The organism is Clostridium sp. SHJSY1 (assembly GCF_031626875.1).
In the GTDB taxonomy this organism is placed as follows: domain Bacteria; phylum Bacillota; class Clostridia; order Clostridiales; family Clostridiaceae; genus Clostridium.
In genome coordinates, this window is record NZ_JANDMF010000003.1 from 69,901 (window position 1) to 91,054 (window position 21,154).

Genomic DNA, 21,154 nt, shown 5'->3' on the forward strand with positions numbered 1-21,154 from the left:
TTTACCAGCCTCTTTCAGCATACTTAATTGAAAGTTCAGCAGTGCTTATGCCACTCATTGCTTCTCCTAAGTCTTCAGAAATCTCTGCAAGTTTTTCTGGATTGTTGTAATATGTCGTTGCTAAAACTATAGCTTTTGCTCTTTTTTCAGGGTCACCAGATTTGAATATCCCTGAACCCACAAAAACACCTTCACTTCCAAGTTGCATCATTAATGCTGCATCTGCAGGAGTAGCAACACCTCCTGCTGCAAAATTAACTACTGGAAGCTTTCCGGTTTTCCACACTAATTCAACTAAATCATATGGTGCTCCAATATTCTTTGCAATAGTCATCAATTCTTCTTCAGGAGAATTTTGAACTATTCTAATTTCATCCATCAAAGTTCTCATATGAGTTACTGCATTTACAACATCTCCAGTTCCTGCTTCCCCCTTTGTCCTTATCATTGAAGCACCTTCTCCAATTCTTCGTAAAGCTTCTCCTAAATTAGTTGCACCACATACAAAAGGAACTTTAAAATCCTTCTTTTTAATGTGAAACTTATCATCAGCTGGTGTAAGGACTTCACTTTCATCAATAAAATCAATATTTAGTGCCTCTAATATCTGAGCTTCAACAAAATGACCAATTCTAACTTTAGCCATAACAGGTATACTTACAGCTTCTTGTATTTCCTTAATCATTTTAGGATCAGACATTCTAGCTACTCCACCTTGTTTTCTAATATCAGATGGTACTCTTTCAAGGGCCATTACCGCACATGCTCCAGCCTTTTCAGCTATTATTGCCTCTTCTTTATTTGTGACATCCATTATTACTCCACCTTTAAGCATTTGTGCAAGGTTTTTATTAATATTTTTTCTTTCCATATTTTTATCCCCCTTAATACTTATAATAATGATTATCATAAATTGTTTTATTTTTTTTTGCAAATGTATCGTTACTTTAAAATATATAATTTTTTTATAAGGTTTTAAAATAAATTGACATATAAAAAAGACATCTTATGATGCCTTGAACATTTTGTATTTTTTATAAAAATATAAAATATTAAAAATTATATAAAATTTTTGCTGAATTCAGCTAATTTTTTTAAATTTTCATTAATAGTTTCAATAGTTGCACTTATTTCTTGAATGGTTGCTGCTTGCTCTTCACTTACTGCTGCAGATTCACTAATTTTATAATTTATCTCATTTACAGATTCATTCATATTTTCAACTATATTTTTTATACTTTTAGTAGCTTCTTTACTTCTGCTTGCAAGTTTTCTAATTTCACTTGATACTACATTAAAACCTTTTCCACCTTCGCCTGCCCTTGATGATTCAATAGCTGCATTTAACCCTAAAAGGTTTGTTTGGTCAGCAATATTCTTAATAATTTCCAATGCTTCAGCTGTCTTTTTTGAATTTACCATTGTTAATTCGGCACTTTCCATTGTACCTTGCCCAGTTTTTGCAAGTTCTGTAGCAGAATTAGCTAATTCGTTAATTCCAATAGTTACTTGTGTTACTGATTTAGATATTTCATCAATATTTGCCACTAAACGATTAGTATCTTCAACATCAATACCATTACTGATTGTTCCTATAATCTGACCTTTTGAATTTTTTATTGGTAATACTTTAATAATCATTTCTGTACCTAATACACTTGCAGGTAAATTACCCATTTGATTCTTACCACTGTTTAAACACTGTTTTACCATCTCAACTACATCGTCACCATAATTTAAATGTAAATCAAACCCTTTAGCTGGTTCATAGTAAATATATTTCTTCATATCGGATAGACCATATGCAGTATCATCTCTAGTAAGATTTTTTAAATACGGTAAAACAATAGAAAAAGCTCTTAGAATTTCTTCATCTTTTAAATTCTCATTAAAATACTCTTTATATTCCATATTATCCTCCTACCAGTATTGTTTAAATTTTATGATTTTATTATAACACCGTTCAACAATAAGCAAGAAATTTTTTTCTGTAATCTTTAAGAAAATTAAGTTATATTTCAAAAAAATAACTTTCATCAGTCCTTTTTTATTTATAAACTCTTTAATTTTACTAAACTAATTTTACAAATCATTGTTAAATTAGTTAAAGATATAAAAAAACAGTATATAATCACTTTTTCTTCTATCTTGTTATGTAAAGATACAATAGCTTAATTGTATTTTCTAAACCATCATAATGAGTTCTTTCCATTCCATGAGATGCATGTACTCCAGGTCCTATAAGCGCTCCACGAATATTATTTCCACCCCTTAAAGCGGCCCCAACATCAGAACCATAATGAGGATATATATCTACTGCATATTTAACTTCATTTTCTTTGGCAAGATTAATTAAATCTGTTACCATATTATAGTCATAAGGTCCATTAGAATCTTTTGCACATATTGAAACTTCTTGTTCAGTGCAACTTAAATCTGAACCGATACATCCCATATCTACTGCTATCATTTCTGTTATATCATTAGGAATATATGATGCTCCATGGCCTACTTCTTCATATACAGATATTAATATTTTTAATGTATGCCTTGGCGTAATTTTTTTTCTTTTTAAAAGTTCTAGTAATCCTAATAGACATGCAACACTACCCTTATCATCAATAAATCTAGATTTTAAATATCCACTTTCTGTTAAAGTTGTTTTGGGATCTATAAAAATAAAATCACCAGGACAAATTCCTAAAGCTTTAACATCCTCTTTGGAAGCAACTACTTCATCTATTCTGACTTCCATATTATCCAAATCACGCTTCTTAGACAAGCAATCATCATAAACATGAATGGATGGACTTGTACTTAAAAAAGTTCCTGTATAGATTTTTCCATCTCTTGTTCTGATTTTGCAATATTCTGAGTCTAAGCTTGGTACAATTGGTCCTCCAAGTAAGGTGAATTTTAAAGTTCCTTCTGATGTTACAGATCTAACCATTGCACCTAGGGTATCTACATGGGCTGCTAATCCTATAACTTTTTCATTGGAACTTCCTGGAACCGTAATTATTCCACAACCTTTTCTAGTTGCTTCAAATTGATACCCAAAACTTTCTGCTTTTTTCTTTATTAAATCCATAATATCATAGCAAAAGCCTGTTGGACTATCAAATTCTAATATTTCTTTTGCTGTCATTAAAACATAATCCTTATTTATTTCTAAAATCATATTTTCCTCCAAATAAATTAATAAAATATTCTCTTTAGTATATTTTACTACAAAAAAAAATAGTTATCCAGAATATACTATATTCTAGATAACTATTTATTTATTATTGATTTTGTACTGTAATTATTGACCCTAAATCAGTTCCAAACTTTGTCATATCTTCTGGAATCCAAAAATCTTTTGACTTCCCACTAACAGTAAGTTGTTCCTTTTTAAATGTAAATGTTTCTTCCTTTGTATCTGTTGATGGCTCAAGTTTATTTAAATTTTCAATTATTTTATTTACAGAAATTTCAACAAGTTTAGTATCAGCTTCTTCTTGAGTTTTTAAATCCATTCCTGTAACTTCTGTTCTTGCATCCTCAAGTGCTTTATTAAAAGCTGATGATATATCAACATTTGTTGATGACATTTTTACTGTAGCTGTATCTTCTGTAGTGGATGTTGTTTCAATTTTTGCTTTTAATTTCTTAAGAGCACCCATTTCTGCATCAACTATTTTATTTAATTGATCTTCACTAAGTGTAAAATTTGAAAAAACTGAACTTGTTGCAGCTTTAAAACCTGCCTTTTCTTCTTCAATAGTTGATTCATATTCAGCTTTATCAACTCCCATTTTTTCAAGTTTGCTAGAATCTCCAAGTACATATAAATCATAAAATGCTTGTGCAGTTTCTTCCGGCGAGCTCATCTTTTCTCCACAACCAGTTAAAACTAATCCAGCTGTTAAAATTGTCACACTAAACATTGCTATTATTTTTTTTAAGTTCATAATACTTCCCCCTATTAACAATATAAAATTCTTATATTATATTAAAATTGTTTACATGAGAGAGTATAACATATTTTTGTCATATAAAGTCATATTTTATACAGATAATGACTATAGTCCTATAAAAATAGGGACAATGCTCCTGATATTATTCCTTTATTTTTAATCAAATTTAGTATTTTAAAAACTCATCAATATCAGCTTCAACTAACTTTAAAGAATTTTTCCAAAACTCTTTGTTATGAATATCAATTCCAACAACTTTAGTTATATCTGATATATTATTTTTTCCTGTAATAGAAAGAATTTTTTCATATTCAATAGGAAAATTTTCTCCTTTTCTTAAATATTCTGAATATAAGCCTTTTGCAAATAGTAAACCAAATGCATATGGAAAGTTATAATAGTTATAATCAGCATCATAGTAATGAGGTTTCCAAGTCCACATATATGGATGCAAATAATTAGGATCTAAACCATCACCATACGCTTCGTTTTGTGCTTTTATCATAAGTTCCTTAATTTCGGCTACTGTTAATGCACTTTCTTTTCTCCTATCAAATACTGACTTTTCAAAAAGAAATCTTGAATAAATATCAACGACAACTTGACAACAATCTGATATCTCAGTTTCAAGTATAGTTAAGGCTTCTTCTTTAGTTGCCTCCTTTAATGCTGCTTTTTTTATTATAGTTTCACAAAAACTAGAAGCTGTTTCCGCTATTGGCATAGGATATTCTGAATTTAATATACTTTCATTTTTTAAGCATTCACCATGAAATCCATGACCAAGTTCATGAGCTAGTGTAACTACATCTCCAAAGTTTCCTCCAAAATTAAGAAGTATTCTGCTTTCTCCTAATGAATGAAGTCCAGCACAAAATGCTCCTCCGACTTTTCCATCTTTAGGCATAACATCAATCCAAGAATTATCTACAGCTTTTTGGGCAAATTTAGCTAGATTACTACTAAATGTTTTAAAATTTTTATTTATAAACTTTGTTGCCTCTTCATAGGTGAATTTCATAGTTGCACTAGAAACAGGAGCATACATTTCATAAAAAGGTAATCCGTTTTTGTAACCAAGCATTTCTGCCTTCCTTTTCAAGTATTTTCTGAAATATGGTAAACTTTCTTTTATTGCTTCTAACATTGCAGTTAATGAATCTATATCCATTCTTGAATTTTTTAGGGTCATATCTAAAGGGTCTTTATATCCTCTTAATTCTGCAACAGTAATAACCTCTCCCTTTATTCCATTAAGTGCAGCAGCTACACTTTCTTCTATTTTTTTATAAGCCTTAATTTCAGCCTCATACCCATTTTTACGAACATCTTTATTATCATTATAAGCCATATTTAATACCACCGTTAGTGGTACTTTCTTTAGTTCATTATCTTGTTCTATTTCAACTTTCAAATTTGAAATCAAAGAATCTTTAAGTTTGAGCCAAGCTTTTGAACCAGTATTTTTCATATTTGATATAATAGTTTCTTCTCTATCATTTAATAAATACTTACTTTTTTGGGTAATTTCTTTTAATAAAAATTCATGTTCTTTAAGAATTTCAGATTTATTTATTTCATCCTCTAGATTTTTAATTTCACTTATCCAGTTTTTTATTTTTGTTGAAGCTGCTACTACCAAAGTTAATTTTTTTTCTAGAATTCCTGAATATTTTAATGCTTCTTTGTCATTTGTATTTACACTTAAACTAAGTTCTATAAAAGAATTAAGCTTTGATAGCAAATTTTCAAAATCTGAAAACTTAATTATATATTCTTCTAAACAAAGAAAATTTTCTTTTTCACAGATAATTACATTTTCAACCCATTTATTAATATTTTCAATTATCTTATCCAGCTGCTCTAAATCATTTTTAAACTCATCACTTTTAAATGATGAATATATCTCTTTTAGACTCCAATTTAACTCCATTTCATACCTCCACTCATATATGTATTATATGCTTTGGTAAAACTTCAAAAACTTAAAATTGTAGAATTAAGTTTTTAGTCACCATAGAAGAAATTTAATGTTATTTTATTTCACATTCAAACTTTTTACATTAAATTCTTCAAATCGATATCTTTGATTAGTTGGATTAAATTTATCTTTTGGAATTTCTTCTATAAACATTTCTAATGGACGAACAAACAATCCACACTCTCCATATAAGGCTTTATATAAAACTAAACTCTCTCTTGTCTCTGAATGTGTAACAAAATCAATAAGTAAATATAAATCACCTTTAAAATGTCTAAAAATTTTTCCTTTTTTATTACTTATGTCCCTCATATTTTTCCTCCATAATTTGTTATATACTCAATTATATCATTATATACTTTGAAATTGTATTTAAAGAAAAAATAGAGAAGAATATTTTTATTCTCCTCTTCAATACTTCTTATTTTATAAAATTAACATAAGAATACTTATTATACCACCAATTATCATATCCATATTAATTGAACTAGAATTTAATACAATTATCTTATTCTCCTTTTCCCTAGCTTGTAATTCTCCACTAATATATTGATAGTTAAATCCCCCAGTACCCTTAAGAGAACCACATAATTCTTCTTCATTAATTGAAGAAAGTAATCCTATGCCAAATAAAACTAATCCTTCAATAAAAATCACATCTTTAAAATTTAATAAAGTTATAGCGGAAATAACAATTGCTAAAATACAAGCTCCAACTGACCATATTAAGCCAAAAGTAATAAGTTTCAACATACTATTCTCTTTTATAAATTTCATTTTACCGCCTTCTTCTATTTTATAAATTATTATTCTAAAATAATACAATACCATCATTGCTTACAATATAAATTATGCTCATTATTAGAGACTTTATACACATTATTGGTAAATTTACTATTTCTGAAGCAATTTCAATTTTTCTATAACAAACTAAAAAAATATTTTTTTAAATTTTGATATTTTTATATCTTTTAAGTGCATTTTATTTAAATTCAATAAATAACTTTAGAATAAAGCTATTTTACTTTTTTTATATTTTTACTAATACTTTTCATAAATGTATGGTAAAATATTCTTTATAGATTTGAGGTGATGATATGAATATATTTTATGGTTCTTATGGATTTGATTTACTTTCATTTTTCTTATTAATTTTAAGTACTTTATTTAACTTTGGTAAATATCCAAGAATAGTTAGTTTTATTTTGATTATAATTGTTATTTTTAGAGCTTTCTCAAAAAACATGTACAAAAGATCAGCAGAGCTCACCAAATTTATTACTATTATAAATAAATTACTAGGAAAGTTCGGTAAACAAATTCCTTATAATATGATGCCAAGAATTGGATTAGAAAGTATACCTGAAGGTTTCAAACAAATTAAATACTATTTTAATGAAAAAAGAAAGTATAAGATTGTTCAATGTCCTAATTGCAGTCAAAAATTACGATTACCTAGAGGGCAAAAGAAAATCATTGTAACTTGCAAAAGATGTAAGCATGAATTCAAAATTAAAACTTAAAAGTAAAGGACTGCTAGCAATTGTCTAGTAGTCCTTTACTTTTCGTTATCTCTATAATCCAAGTAAAATTTACTATATGTTGAATTATAATATTATAATTGAATTTAACTATATGATTTTTTAATTCTTCAATATTTGTATAATGCTTACTACTTATAAAGTCCCATAAATCTTCTCTTTTATTTAAATTGAAGTTTTTTTTATATTCATCCTTTTCTTTACTATCAAGAAACATATAGTCTACGATAATAATTTTTCCATTATCTTTAATATACTTAAGCATATTTTTTATTGCTATTCTCTTTTCTTCTTCATTTAAAATATGGAAAACAAATGTGGATACAACAATATCAAAAAAATTTTCTTTAAACGGAGTGTCCAAAAAGTTTCCTATTTTAAAATTTATATGTTGATATTTTTCTTTAGCTCTTTTTAACATTTCTAAATTTTTATCCATCCCAATTATACTATATGTTTCATTTAATTCTCCACACAAGTTCCCAGTGCCACAACCTATATCAAGTATGTATTGTCCATTATGTTCTATTATTCTTCGTCTTGTTTCTTCTAATATTTTATCATAGTTTTTAAAAAGTCCTAATTCATCATTTTTAGGAAATCTAGCCATGTTATCAAATTTTACTGCAATACTATCTGAGTTATTCATTTACATTTCCCCCCATATAATTTAATCGCATTAGTATTTTACCACAGTTTACCAAACAGTGTTGCATAAAATTTTCTATGTTATAATATAAAAAATATATACCCTACTATAAGGAGGGAAAAATTATAGAAATATTAGAAACAAAAAGATTAATTTTAAGACCTTGGCAAGAAAGTGACTATTTAGATGTCTTTGAATACGCTAAAGACCCAAGGGTTGGACCTAATGCAGGATGGCCTATTCACAAAACTGAAGATGATAGTAAAAGAATTGTTAATATGTTTATAAAAAATAAAGATTGCTATGCAGTTGTTTTGAAAAATAAAAATAAGGTTATTGGAAGTATTGGTTTACATAAAAGAATTCCTGATGAAAATAAAAAAAATCTAAATCAAAGGGAAATAGGATATGTATTAAATCCTGCTTATTGGGGGAATGAGTATATACCTGAAGCAGTAAACTTGCTTATAAAATTTGGCTTTGAAAAGTTACATTTAGATATTATTTGGTGTGGGCATTATAACTTTAATAAGAATTCAAAAAGAGTTGTTGAAAAATGTGGATTTATTTATAGATTTAATAAAGATACTAAACTTAAATTGCTGGATAATAAAATTGTAAATGAATTATATTATAGTATTACTAGAAATGATTATTACAATGTTTAAAATTTAATAAAGACGTATTAACTAAAATCTTAATACGTCTTTATTAATGTATTTTACACTATTTTCCACAACATTTTTTATACTTTTTCCCACTGCCACATGGACAGGGCTCATTTCTTCCTGTTTTCTTTTCTTTATATACTACTGTTTTTCCTCTTTCCTCTAATTCTATTGGGGTTAATCCTTTTAATGTCCAAATTGCAGTAGTATTATAAAGTTCAGCTACTGCAGCAACTAACTCATTAGATTCCTTAGTTTCATCATTAAATACTACACCTCTATCCTCAAGCAAATTAACTATAGATAAAGTTCCAATTTCGTTTTTTATATAAAATATTAGTTCAATTATTAGGAGATCTACTTTTTTTTCTTCAATATTATTCTTTAATAAAATTTCTCTTAATATCTTTGCTTCCTTAGAAAAACTTAATTTTAAACCTTCACCTAAAGCAATAAAATAATCTGAGTTTTCATAACTATAAGTTATATTTTGTCTTACATTTATTTCAGCAAAAATATTTTTAGGATCTAATACAAATGGATGTATTATAGCATTAGCATCTGGGAAAGCCTCATAACTTCTGAATATGTAATTTAGGTAAAAATCTAAATCAGCTTTGTTTAAAAAACTGCTATTAGATTCTGAAATAAGCCTGTACAATTCACTACCATCAACCATTCCATAATGAATCATTAGCCCATCTATATAAGCTATTCCCTTTGAACGTTCTTTTAAACTTTCCATATATTCTTGATTTGAAAAAATTTCTTTTAAAGGTTCTTTAGCCTCTTTAGCAATAACTAAATTTAAATTATTGTCTATAGAAAGTTTTGCTAAAATACCAAGTGAATTTAGTCCGCCAATAAGATTTAATTCTTCAATATTAAATTTATATTCATTAATGTCTTCATTACAAAGCGCTTGTAAAAACTTAATTTCTTTATATGTTAAGTCTCCTAATAGTGATGGTAAATTAGCTTTTATATTATCAGAAATCAACATAACTAAAGATTCTTTTCCTAGTTTTGAATATCCTCTGATTTCTATTCTTTTAGCTATTTCAATTAACTTTTGTTTTGTATTAACTAATAATAAAGATTTTAAATTAGTATCTTCTAAATTTCCCTTAACTTTAAAAAAACTATCTATATACCACTTATAAAAGTAGTTTTTAATTTGTTCATCATAATAATATTTTTTATCTTGCATTAAAATTCTCCTTATCTAATCTAAATACTATATGTTAAATTTTACATATATAAAGGTGCTATATCAATAGCACCTTAAAAATCATATTTCCACTATATAAGTATGTATTTTTTTTGCAAAATGTCAATGTTAAATTAAGGAAAAAAATATTTAACTGTTAATAATATCTATCTTTTTATCCTTTTATAAATTTATCTATTTCCTCTCTGACTAATCCTTTTATTAAATCATCTATATTTAAGCCACAGGTTTTGGCATATTTGAGAAAAAGAATTTTTTCATTATAATTTATTTTTATTTCAATCTTATCATTCAAAAGTCTATTTTTTCTTATCTTTCTTAAAGACAAACCTACAGAATCAAAAATCATAGTATATCCATCCTTTTATTTACATTATAGTTTATTATGTTAATAAACATATTCAATATATTTAAATATATTCATTCAAAATATACTTATTTCAATTATAATTATTCTGAAAAATTACCAACCATAGTCATAAAATAAATATTAAAAATAATCAATTTGTAATTTATTCATGTAACAAACTTTTAGTAAACTCCAGTAGTCTATCACTAGTATTTTCTGACAAACTACTTTTTGTCTTATTAATGTTATATAAATTCATTAATCTATAATTTTCAGCATATTCTTTTGTTCTTTTTATATCATTTAAATCTCTAAGAAATTCTTTACTTTTCATATCAATTGTAACATTATCTTTTCTTCTAACTTTACATTTGTTTTCCTTGTAATCAAAAGTTATAATATATCCATTCATTTCCAATTCTTTATTTACCATAAAATCTCACTACCCTTTACTAATCTTATTAATATATATTTAAACCATATATTCTATATAATATACTATAAATAAACTAAAAAAAATATTCTTTATATAATTATAGCTATCTTGAAATATAAATTGCATTTCAAGATAGCTACTCTATTTATATATTAATTATTTTTTTCAAGCCATGGTACAATAGCTTTATAAAAATCTTCATTATTAAGCATATATCTATTCTGATAGAATGGATCGTTATCTTTTGCTAAAGGTTGTGGCGCCAATATAAATCCATCAGTAAAGCCAGATTTCTCAACTATTGCAGCAACATCATCAGATGCATTTCCAAAAGGATAAGCTATAGTTGTAACTTTAATCCCTAGTTCATCTTCAAGAGTTTTTTTACTTAGTTTTACATCTGTTTCAAATTCTTTAAACATATCTTTGTTTAAAAATTTAGCTTTATTATCCTGTAAATAATGCATGTCATATGTATGGGATCCAAATGTCACTAGTCCACTATCTCTCATTTCTCTCAATTCGTCCCAAGTGGATAAAGTTAAATTTTTAAAATCTTTATTTCCAACTTGTCCAGCAATGATAAACATAGTGAATGGAATATTCTTTTCTTTTAAGAAAGGATACGCATATTTATATACAGATTCTTCCCCATCATCGAAGCAAATCCAAACACATTTGTCTGGATATACACCAGTTTGTCTAAATTTTTTAACTTCATCCAATGTTGCAAAGTAAGCTTTTTCTTCAATCAATTTATTAATTTGTTTTTCAAAATCATCTTTATATATTGAGTATTTAGTTATTTCATCTACTTTTGTAACTTTATCTAGGAATAAATTCCACGGATTTTTTATTTTAATATAGTGATAACTTAGGCCAACACATACATTCTTTTGAGGAATTTCATCAAATTTTTCTGATGGAGCGCTATTATCCTTTATAATAAGAGAGCCAACTTTAAATACTAATAAAAGAGCTATAATTATGATAAGTATCTTACTAAATATTTTTTTATTCACCCTATTTCCTCCTTGATAATTCCTTTACTGGATTTTCCTCAAATATGATAATATCATTTTCTTGAAGTATAGTATAAATTTCTGGATCAATGAGTTCTAAATCAAGCATTTCTTTTTCTGTTGTTGGACCAGGATCCTTTCTTCTATTTAGTGACCCATATCGCTTTTTGTTATACATTTTCCAAGAAAATAATATTAGGAAACTGAAGACGAAATATATTACAGAAATTACCATGAAATATCTAATATCACTATTTGTAATTTTGAAATAACTTTTCAAAATACCAATAAAACTATCATTGTAATCAAATAAAGCACTTATAAAAAAATAAAAAACTGTAAACATATGAAACCACATAATAAGACTAATACCATAAACCAGAAGCTTTTGTCCTATACTTTGATTTGACTTAACTATAAATTCATTTAAATTTTTAGTAAATACAACTTTTTCACTATTTTTATTCATTAGCTTTTCCTTTCTCCTCGGTCTGGTGATTGCCATGTTGCATATCCTCCTTTGATTGTTGCTTTAATGGCTCTTGGTACAGCAGCTATTACAACAAATACGTTAAGTAACCAATAAACTGACGGATACCATGCAGCCCAAATATAATATTTCATTATATTATCGTATGCTGAATCATTTTTCATAGAAATGAATAGCTGAATAAAATTTAACATAGTAAGTAAATATGAACTAAATGTAAGCCAAATTAAAAGACTACTAAAACTAGTTGCAGTAAAAATGAAGTAAACAGTCATAAAAAACCATGCAAATGACCAAAAAGTACTTACTACTTGCTCAATATAAATAGGCCATAATCTTCTTTGTTTCCAAGTTTTAAAAATATCCCAATGACGAAGGATTACTTCCTGACCACCTTGTGCCCATCTAACACGCTGATGCCACAATCCTGATAAAGTTTCAGGCACAAGCATCCAGCATAATGCACGAGGTTCATAACGAATATCCCAAAAGTTCTTTTGCAATTTCCAGGATATAGCTATATCTTCAGTTATCATATCTCTATCCCATAGACCTACACTAACCAATGCTTTTTTACGAAAAGCAACTATAACTCCAGAAACTGTAATAACTTTTCCTACAGTTCTTTGTGCTCTTTTTATAGAGCCAATAATTGAAGCATATTCTACAAGCTGAAGTCTACTAAGTAATGTATCACGATTACGTATTCTTGGATTACCTGTTACAGCTCCTACTCTTTCACCATTCTTTAAGAAATGCTGAACCATATAATATGGAGCATTATCTTCTAAAATAGCATCTGAATCAACACATATTAAGTATTCATTTCTTGCAGCATGTGCTGCCATATGTAATGCGTTAGCTTTCCCTTTATTTTCATGACAATCAATAACTCTTAATTTTTCATATTGAGGTGCTATCTTTTTTAATATTTCTCCAGTGTTATCCCTACTTCCATCATTAATTGCAATGATTTCATAGTTAGGATAAGAAAGTTGAGATAAATATTTTATAGTTTCTTCAATTGTATCTTCCTCATTATAGCAAGGAATCAAAACACTTATTGGAGGCCAATCATAATCATTAAAATGAAAAACTTCCCCTTTTTCTCGATAAAATACAAAAATTAAAGCTCCTGCAGCCCATAAAATACACATTAAATATGGATACCAAAATACAAATCCACCTATTATCTGCAAAAAATTTGATAATCCACTAAACAATTCCATATTGCTGTTCCCTCCATAACTAAATAATAATATATAAATTGATTAATACTAGATAATGATTGTGATTATTTTTAACAAATACTATTTATATAGACAACTTTAGAGTATTATTATGGTTGTCCTATTTTAATCTTTAGAATAATACGATGCACCTAACTGATGCTTTTCATTATTTATTCCATGACCAAATAGGTTCATTGACCATAACTTACCTGTTTCTACATCAGCAATATATAAATCATATCCACCTTTTCCATCAGGTTTCGTACTACTAATAATAATATATTGTTCTGAAATAGCATATGCATCTGAACAGTCATACTCTGAACTGTTGAAATCTGGGATAGTTATTTCTTTTGTATTTAAATCCATTTTTACAATAACATCTGATTTATTAGTCGTGGAATAATCTTTTGAAAAATAAAGTGTGTCTTTATAAATTGTTGGATAATAGCAATAAACCCCATTTTCTACATAAATATTTCGAATTTCATTTTCATTACCTAAATTAATACTACATATTTTTGAAGATTTATCTCCAGTTGCTCGAGCGTAGTAAATCGATTCGCCATTAGCTGAATAAAAGGGCATAGAATCTTCTTCTATATCATCTGTTAAATTCTTCAATTCTTCTGTTTCAAGATTCATTTCTACAAGATTAAAATCTACTTTGTTTTCAGCTTCGTCTAAATGCCCTTGTTTAAATATTATTTTCTTTCCATCAGGCGAAAACTTAGGATCTTCATCACTTAACCCATTTCCTTTTGTAAGATTAGTTAATTTTTCTGTCTCTAAATTATATATAAAAATATCCCATTCGTCTTTTTCTTTTCTATCTTTTAGAGCCATAAAAACTATTTCAGATCCATTACTACTAAAGTTGCCATTCATAGCATTAAAAACGCCTTTAAATTTATCGCTTATACAGATATTTTCTTTTTTTTCAAAATCAAATACATATAATTGGCTATCACCATCGTTATAATTAGAATATGTATGATATACCATTTTCCCACTTATATTTGGAGGATTTTCCTCTATCCTATTTAATCTTTCTTTATAAATATTCAGAATTTTCATGAAAGATAGAAGTATAAGAATACATACTAATCCTATTTCTAAATACCCTTTTCCTTTTTTTAGCATATTTTCTCCTCCTATTTAGTGTTATATAAATATACTCCTCCTCTCAAATGTTAATTTTTAGAAATATTTAGATGAATATTTGACTTCAAATATTCATTTTACATTTTTCACGCCAATACATCTTATTGTATCAAATTTCTCTATGTTTTTCTAGATATATTTAAATCTTTACTTAATAAGGGAATTTTATTTGTTATATACCTTTTAATATTATATATCGTAAAGAAATGATAATTCTTAATAACTCTATTGACTTTTTGTATTGTTTGTATCATAATGTGTAATACAAATATTGCTAAAGAAAGGAAATTTATTTATGATAATAACATTAGATATGTCAAGTTCAATTCCTATATATGTTCAACTAAGAAATGAGATAGTTATGGGGATTGGCCTTGGTAAACTTAAAGTTGGAGAAGGGTTACCTACTGTTAGACAAATGGCACAAGATATAGGTGTGAATAACATGACTGTAAATAAAGCCTATAATATCTTGAAAACAGAAGGCTACATTGAAATTGATCGTAGACATGGTGCCAAGGTAAGTCCTGCTTTAGATCTAACAAGAGAATTTAAAGAAAAATTAGAAAGTGAATTGTTACTTATAATAGCTGAATCAACAATTAAAGGTGTAGAAAAGAAAGATTTTTTAAAGATGTGTTCTGATATTTTTGATAGTATGAATGGATTTGATCTAATTGGAGGAGATTTATGATAGGTATTTATTTTTTTGGAATTATTATTTTTATATCAGTTATATTTTATTTTACTAATGTTACTATTACAAAACCTAATAAGAATGTTATATTAAGCACAACACTCCCTATTTCAGAACTTGATAATGATGAAGTATTGAAGATAGTTCAAGAATTTAAAAAGAGTAATAAAATATGTTTTTTAATAAGTATATCTATATATATTCCAAGTTTAATTATAAATCCTGAAAATATAACAGAATCATATTTTTGTATTTGGCTTTTTTTTGAACTTATTCTAAACTATTTTCTGTTAAAAAAATATATAACAAAACTTCGTACTTTAAAGGCAAATAATAATTGGTTTTTAGAAAAAAAACATACTATATCTGTAGATACAGAAGTTTCTAAATTGAAAAACAAGATGCCAATCTCTATATTATGGTTCATCCCAGCTTTTGCCATTACTTTAGGATTGATTCTATGTGGAATTAATATAAAAGATGATCGTTCAGTTGAAAGGCTTGTTTTAGGATTATCTTCATTGGTTACATTGCTAATATTACTTATTATATACAAACTCCTTTCTGCTGAAAAAACAAAGGTATATAGCAATGATACAAATATTAATTTGGCTTGTAATTTAGTTTATAGAAGGACTTGGTCAATAGTTTTGGTTTTAACTTCTACCATTGAAAGCTTTTTCATATTTCTAGTATCATTTATGTTTTCGTACACTTATGTAATATCTTTCATGGTAATTATATTAACTGTAATCCCCATATTTTTAGGTTATACAAAAATACGAGATACACAAAATAAATTGCTCATGGCTATAGATAATGTTATATATGCTGATGATGATGAATATTGGGGCATTATGTTCTATAATAATCCAAATGATTCAAATTTAATGGTTGAAAAACGTATAGGTCTTGGAATGACTATGAATATGGGACATCCTAAAGCTAAAATTATATCATATGGTTTGGCTATTTTTATACTAATTACTTTACTGCCTATATTTTTCCTAAAAATTAAACTTATTAATGTGAATTTTAACATTTTACTAAATGATAAAAACATAAAGATTGAAGCTCCTTTGTATGGAAGTGATTTTAATAAAGAAGATGTGGAAGACATCTCAATAATCTCATCTTTTCCTGGAGGAAATAAAACTAATGGAGCAGAAACTGGATCTATATCTTTAGGTAACTACACTGTAAAAGGATATGGAAAATCAAAGGTTTATGTTCATAAAAAATTAGATAGAATAATCTTAATTAAACTTTCAGATAAATATGTATTTTTTAACGGAAACAATGATGAAGAAACTAATTCATACTATACTGAATTAAAATCATACTTAAATATGAACTAATATTAAAAGAAGCTTGTAGGCAGGTTTACAAGCTTCTTTTCTCTAAAGATTATTTATCCATTTAATAAACTTTTCATCATTTTCTTCACTAAGAAGTTTTTCTTTAATCGCTTCAAATTCATCATTCATTTCATAAACCTTATAGATTAATGGTAGCAATCTTTTAGCATATTTTTCTTCTTTATGTGTTTCAAATATACCAACAACTTGTTCCTTAATTTCTAAGTATAAATTTGAACCATATTCTTTGCTTTTAGTTACTCCAGATGCAATCATAATTTTTGCTACTTCACTTTTAGGATTTTTTAGAGCCATATTAAAATACCAACTTAATATGTCCTTCTCCCCCCACAAAGCCTCTCTCTTTAAATATCTATTAGCAATAAATGTTTGTGTTAATTGTTGTCCTAATGCACTTATATATGCAGGAATTTCTTCATTACTTGGATGTTCATAATAACTTGCCTCATCTGATGTATTCCCTAAATGATCTATAACAACATCTTTCACCATATCATTAAGATCTTCACCAAAACATTCTTCATCTAAATCATAAATGATAGTTTCTATTGAATCTGTTTTTGTGTCATAAATATAATTTCTGACTATTAAAGTAGTGTTTTTTAATGTTAAACTACCTGTAATTAATCTATCACAACCAATTTTTTTACTAATTTCTTTCAATGCTTCTTGATTATATTCTTTATTTGTAACTATTGGCCCAAAATTCTCTGCAAATGGTATTACAAAGTTTTCATCATAATTTGTAGAAAACGAAATTCTTTCACCAATATATAAAGGAATGGTTCTAGTTAAGGTGCCAATACCATCTTCAGCTTGAACTTCATGCTCACCATTCTCTTTTTTAGTTAGATCAACATAAGGAATTAATCCTATTTTTTCTACAGTTTCTTTTTTTCTTATTAACCATTCAGGATCATTTAATTGATAATACCAAATTGGACTATCTAAAACAATAAGATTAACTTTTACATCACCATCATGGGCCTTAACTTCTTTTATTGCTCTCATCTTATCAAATTCATTTGACATATGAATAAGATAATCACGAAGACCAGGATCTGGAACCTTCATTAAGTCTTTAATGAGAACTTGTCCTTTTTCGAAGTCTTTAGTTTGAAAATATGCTTGTAAAAGATTTAATCCTGTTCCTGGTGTATATTTACCTAATTCATATATTGGAGAAATTATTTTGATCATTTCTTCAATATAGCCTGCTTGTCCTAAATCTCCAGATATAGTTATTAATACTTCATCTTTATCTTTATAATTTTCTAAAATTGACTCATATATTTTTTTAGCTTGATCCCAATTTCTTTTAGTTAAATGTTCTTTAGCTATAAGTATTTGTGGAAACCAACTTCCTTCTATAACAGAAATTTTATTCAAAGCATTAATATATCCCTCTGTACCTTCACTATCTCTAAATGTAGTAGCATACCAAAGAACTCCATTACTTTGATTAGGATCCAAATTTAGAGCTTCCCAAAGGGTATCTAAATATCTCTTATCATTTTTTGCATAATAAACTTTAGCTAAGTTTGTAAGTATAATACCTGTTTTTCCAAATTGATATATGTAATCGTTTAAAACTTTTCTAGCTTCATCATATAAATTACATTTCATATAAGTAATAGCTAGAATGGTATACCCACGTTCCTTTATTTCATCAATCTCTTTTAAATGCTCAGCTGCAGCTTTAACTTCATTTTGAAAGCCATCTTCTATTGAATGCATTATGTCATTATATAAATAATTGGCATCATTCCAATGCTCATTTAATAGATTTGGTAATATTTCATTTTTCCATTGAAATTTAGTCATCACCTGTTTCTTACCATTTTCATCAAACCATTCCATAGTTTCATTGTCTTGTGAATCTGATATTTTATTTTCTGTATCATCTTTATTTTCAAATAAATTTTGAATTTTTCCCATAATTCTTCCCCCATTTCTTAAATAATATATAATTAATTATACCATTATTTACAATAAAATACCATTAAATAATACGTATTATACTGTTAAATAGTTGTTATTAATATATTTCAACCAATTATTTTGTAATTCTTTTTCATTTATTCCGAAGATATCTATATACTTTTTAGGGAATTTTATTAAATCATGAAGTTTATTATAACCAAATTCTTCAATAATATATTCTACTATTGTATATGAATACTGATATCCATTAAAAGCAAAGAACTTTTCAAAATCATTGCCAGTATCTAAATCTTCAAATGTAGGGACTTTTCCATTAATCAATCCATTTTTCACAGTTTCTTTTATCCATATTTCATTATTATCTTTACCTTCATAGCTAGCTATACCTTCGTTTAGCCATCTTGGTGTAAACTTATTAATTTTATTTATTATTATATGAATAAATTCATGAATAGCTGTATTTAATACATTATCAAAATTAGAGCCTGGAGGCGGATTTAAAGGTGAAGTTATAACTATGATATTTTCCCTTACTCCACCTCTTATCCAATTTGGTGCATTTGACAATTTCAATGCATTATGAAGTTCCTCATTCTTATAATAAATTTCAATATTTTGTTTGTTTTCAAGTTGTTCTTTAAATTTTCTAGTAATGCTTATATAATTATCTTCCAATCTTTTTAAAACTTTATCTATGCAAGGCTTATCCATTTTGGTGTAGGAAATTATAAAGTGTTCTGTCTCTTTAATTAAATCTAAATTACTATTTTTATCCATGTTCTTCTATTTTATCTCCTTAAATTTTAGAATATCATCTTACCATAAGCCATGAATTACAAACATGCTTACATATAATTAATTATACTCCCATATAATCCTATTTTGAATAAAATTTTCATTTATATAGATGACTCTTATTATAATTTAAATCCTTATAAAACTAAAAAAATTAAATTTAAAATCAAAAAGTTAATATATTTTTCTAAAATATATGCATACTATATTTATGACAAACAAATGGAGGGAAATTAATGAATAATAAGCATGTTGAACTTTTTGATACATTAGTTAAATCTTATTATGAAGGAACTTTTGATGAAACCTTAACACGCATTATGGTATGCCATGAAATATCACCACAAGAAACCTTCAAAATAATCACATCATTATGTGGTGTAAATATTGAATTTGATAACAATTATATCTATAATTTAAAAAAGGCTATAACTGAATACTCTGTAAATAAAAGAATAGTAGAAAAATTAGAGTCATGTAATTTAGGCTGTTCAACTGGAGAAGATAAAAAACATAGTTGTGAAAGATCTTGCCCTTTTGATGCAATATATTTTGATCCAGAGAAAAACTCTACTGTTATAGATGATGAAATTTGCACAAATTGCGGTATATGTGTAGATGCTTGTGATCATGGGAAAATTGTAGACAAAGTTGAATATATACCTATAGTAAACTTAATTAAAGAAAATAAAACTGTAATAGCAGCTGTTGCTCCTGCAATAATGGGACAATTTGGGGAAGATGTTACTATGGATCAACTTCGTGCTGCTTTAATAAAACTTGGCTTTACTGATATGATTGAAGTTGCATTTGCTGCTGATATGTTAAGTGTTAAGGAAGCTGTTGAATTTAATAAACACGTTAATGGTCCCAACGATTTAATGATAACATCTTGCTGTTGCCCTATGTGGGTTGGAATGCTTAGAAAAGTATATCATGAATTAGTTAAGGATTTATCACCATCTGTCTCTCCTATGATTGCAGCTGGTAGAGTTATAAAAAAATTAAATAAAGATGCTAAGGTTGTATTTATAGGACCATGTATTGCAAAAAAAGCAGAAGCTAAAGAAAAAGATTTAATAGGGATTATAGATTTTGTTTTAACATTCCAAGAACTTAATGAAATTTTTAAAGCATTAGATATCAAACCAAGTGAACTTAAAGGAATTCCTACAAAGGAATATGCTTCTAAAGGCGGTCGTCTTTATGCAAGAACTGGTGGTGTTTCTATTGCTATTTCAGAAATTATAGAAGAACTCTATCCGGAAAAGCACAAATATTTTAAAGCAGTTCAAGCAAATGGAATTAAAGAATGTAAAGAAATGCTTAATAGTGCTATGGAGGGAAAGATTGATGCTAACTTTATTGAAGGAATGGGATGCCCTGGTGGATGTGTTGGTGGACCTAAGAAGATGATTTCTCCAGAAGAAGGAAGAAAAGCAGCAGATACGTTTGCCTATGATTCCCCTATTAAAGTTGCTCTACATAGTAAATCTCTCGATGATGTTTTAGAAAAGATAGGAATTACATCTTTAAAAGACTTCGAAGATGAAGAAAAAGTTTCTATATTTGAAAGAAAATTCGAAAAAGAATTTAAATAGTAATAATCCTCTTAAG

At 27.0% G+C, this 21,154-nt stretch carries 22 protein-coding genes; 5 read left to right on the forward strand and 17 right to left on the reverse strand.

Features of this window, described 5'->3' with window-relative positions; all coding sequences use genetic code 11:
- Position 1 precedes the first annotated feature (1 nt).
- From pdxS to NNC19_RS02735, 7 genes are all read right to left on the reverse strand, one after another.
- On the reverse strand, positions 2–871 hold the full coding sequence (gene pdxS, locus NNC19_RS02705) for a pyridoxal 5'-phosphate synthase lyase subunit PdxS (protein ID WP_310937065.1): 870 nt from the start codon (positions 869–871) through the stop codon (positions 2–4).
- 188 nt (positions 872–1,059) lie between these two features.
- Positions 1,060–1,911, reverse strand: a complete 852-nt coding sequence (locus tag NNC19_RS02710) for a methyl-accepting chemotaxis protein (RefSeq protein ID WP_310937066.1) — start codon at positions 1,909–1,911, stop codon at positions 1,060–1,062.
- 232 nt (positions 1,912–2,143) lie between these two features.
- Complete coding sequence (locus NNC19_RS02715) at positions 2,144–3,181, reverse strand: M42 family metallopeptidase (protein WP_310937067.1); 1,038 nt, start codon at positions 3,179–3,181, stop codon at positions 2,144–2,146.
- A gap of 103 nt (positions 3,182–3,284) precedes the next feature.
- Complete coding sequence (locus tag NNC19_RS02720) at positions 3,285–3,953, reverse strand: hypothetical protein (RefSeq protein ID WP_310937068.1); 669 nt, start codon at positions 3,951–3,953, stop codon at positions 3,285–3,287.
- Positions 3,954–4,125: 172 nt separating this feature from the next.
- Entirely contained in the window at positions 4,126–5,892 is a 1,767-nt protein-coding gene (locus NNC19_RS02725; protein ID WP_310937069.1) for a M3 family oligoendopeptidase, read from the reverse strand.
- A 105-nt stretch (positions 5,893–5,997) separates the two neighbouring features.
- The gene (locus NNC19_RS02730) at positions 5,998–6,252 is read right to left on the reverse strand and encodes a DUF1653 domain-containing protein (protein ID WP_310937070.1); all 255 of its coding nucleotides are present in this window, start codon (positions 6,250–6,252) and stop codon (positions 5,998–6,000) included.
- A 114-nt stretch (positions 6,253–6,366) separates the two neighbouring features.
- On the reverse strand, positions 6,367–6,717 hold the full coding sequence (locus NNC19_RS02735) for a hypothetical protein (RefSeq protein ID WP_310937071.1): 351 nt from the start codon (positions 6,715–6,717) through the stop codon (positions 6,367–6,369).
- 320 nt (positions 6,718–7,037) lie between these two features.
- Here NNC19_RS02735 and NNC19_RS02740 point away from each other — a divergent pair, with 320 nt between their 5' ends.
- The gene (locus NNC19_RS02740) at positions 7,038–7,463 is read left to right on the forward strand and encodes a hypothetical protein (RefSeq protein ID WP_310937072.1); all 426 of its coding nucleotides are present in this window, start codon (positions 7,038–7,040) and stop codon (positions 7,461–7,463) included.
- 13 nt (positions 7,464–7,476) lie between these two features.
- Here NNC19_RS02740 and NNC19_RS02745 read toward each other — a convergent pair whose 3' ends face one another.
- Positions 7,477–8,130: a class I SAM-dependent methyltransferase gene (locus NNC19_RS02745; RefSeq protein WP_310937073.1), complete on the reverse strand. Its 654-nt coding sequence runs from the start codon at positions 8,128–8,130 to the stop codon at positions 7,477–7,479.
- Positions 8,131–8,282: 152 nt separating this feature from the next.
- Here NNC19_RS02745 and NNC19_RS02750 point away from each other — a divergent pair, with 152 nt between their 5' ends.
- Positions 8,283–8,798 carry a GNAT family N-acetyltransferase gene (locus NNC19_RS02750; RefSeq protein ID WP_310937220.1) on the forward strand — a complete coding sequence of 172 codons (516 nt, stop codon included), beginning with the start codon at positions 8,283–8,285 and terminating at the stop codon, positions 8,796–8,798.
- Between the two features lie 58 nt (positions 8,799–8,856).
- On the opposite strand, the gene NNC19_RS02755 is transcribed toward NNC19_RS02750, so the two are convergent.
- From NNC19_RS02755 to NNC19_RS02785, 7 genes are all read right to left on the reverse strand, one after another.
- The gene (locus tag NNC19_RS02755; protein ID WP_310937074.1) at positions 8,857–10,008 is read right to left on the reverse strand and encodes an SEC-C metal-binding domain-containing protein; all 1,152 of its coding nucleotides are present in this window, start codon (positions 10,006–10,008) and stop codon (positions 8,857–8,859) included.
- Positions 10,009–10,183: 175 nt separating this feature from the next.
- Positions 10,184–10,378 carry a hypothetical protein gene (locus NNC19_RS02760; protein WP_310937075.1) on the reverse strand — a complete coding sequence of 65 codons (195 nt, stop codon included), beginning with the start codon at positions 10,376–10,378 and terminating at the stop codon, positions 10,184–10,186.
- Between the two features lie 163 nt (positions 10,379–10,541).
- Entirely contained in the window at positions 10,542–10,811 is a 270-nt protein-coding gene (locus NNC19_RS02765; protein ID WP_310937076.1) for a hypothetical protein, read from the reverse strand.
- 155 nt (positions 10,812–10,966) lie between these two features.
- Positions 10,967–11,836 (reverse strand): polysaccharide deacetylase family protein, encoded by an 870-nt coding sequence (locus tag NNC19_RS02770; protein WP_310937077.1) that lies wholly within the window; start codon positions 11,834–11,836, stop codon positions 10,967–10,969.
- Position 11,837: 1 nt separating this feature from the next.
- A complete protein-coding gene (locus NNC19_RS02775; RefSeq protein ID WP_310937078.1) occupies positions 11,838–12,305 on the reverse strand; it encodes a hypothetical protein in 468 nt (155 codons plus the stop codon).
- On the reverse strand, positions 12,305–13,555 hold the full coding sequence (gene pgaC, locus NNC19_RS02780; protein WP_310937079.1) for a poly-beta-1,6-N-acetyl-D-glucosamine synthase: 1,251 nt from the start codon (positions 13,553–13,555) through the stop codon (positions 12,305–12,307). The genes NNC19_RS02775 and pgaC overlap by 1 nt, the downstream gene beginning before the upstream one ends.
- A 126-nt stretch (positions 13,556–13,681) precedes the next feature.
- Positions 13,682–14,701: a hypothetical protein gene (locus NNC19_RS02785; protein ID WP_310937080.1), complete on the reverse strand. Its 1,020-nt coding sequence runs from the start codon at positions 14,699–14,701 to the stop codon at positions 13,682–13,684.
- 316 nt (positions 14,702–15,017) lie between these two features.
- Between NNC19_RS02785 and NNC19_RS02790 the strand changes: the two genes are divergently transcribed.
- Positions 15,018–15,416 carry a GntR family transcriptional regulator gene (locus NNC19_RS02790; RefSeq protein WP_310937081.1) on the forward strand — a complete coding sequence of 133 codons (399 nt, stop codon included), beginning with the start codon at positions 15,018–15,020 and terminating at the stop codon, positions 15,414–15,416.
- Positions 15,413–16,777, forward strand: a complete 1,365-nt coding sequence (locus tag NNC19_RS02795) for a DUF5808 domain-containing protein (protein WP_310937082.1) — start codon at positions 15,413–15,415, stop codon at positions 16,775–16,777. Before NNC19_RS02790 ends, NNC19_RS02795 begins: the two co-directional genes overlap by 4 nt.
- Positions 16,778–16,819: 42 nt before the next feature.
- On the opposite strand, the gene NNC19_RS02800 is transcribed toward NNC19_RS02795, so the two are convergent.
- Together NNC19_RS02800 and NNC19_RS02805 are read right to left on the reverse strand one after the other, a co-directional pair.
- A complete protein-coding gene (locus tag NNC19_RS02800; RefSeq protein ID WP_310937083.1) occupies positions 16,820–18,736 on the reverse strand; it encodes a hypothetical protein in 1,917 nt (638 codons plus the stop codon).
- Positions 18,737–18,814: 78 nt separating this feature from the next.
- Positions 18,815–19,519 carry a peptidase MA family metallohydrolase gene (locus tag NNC19_RS02805; RefSeq protein WP_310937084.1) on the reverse strand — a complete coding sequence of 235 codons (705 nt, stop codon included), beginning with the start codon at positions 19,517–19,519 and terminating at the stop codon, positions 18,815–18,817.
- Positions 19,520–19,773: 254 nt separating this feature from the next.
- On the opposite strand from NNC19_RS02805, the gene NNC19_RS02810 reads away from it, so the two are divergent.
- On the forward strand, positions 19,774–21,138 hold the full coding sequence (locus NNC19_RS02810; RefSeq protein WP_310937085.1) for a [Fe-Fe] hydrogenase large subunit C-terminal domain-containing protein: 1,365 nt from the start codon (positions 19,774–19,776) through the stop codon (positions 21,136–21,138).
- The last annotated feature ends 16 nt before the right edge of the window (positions 21,139–21,154 follow it).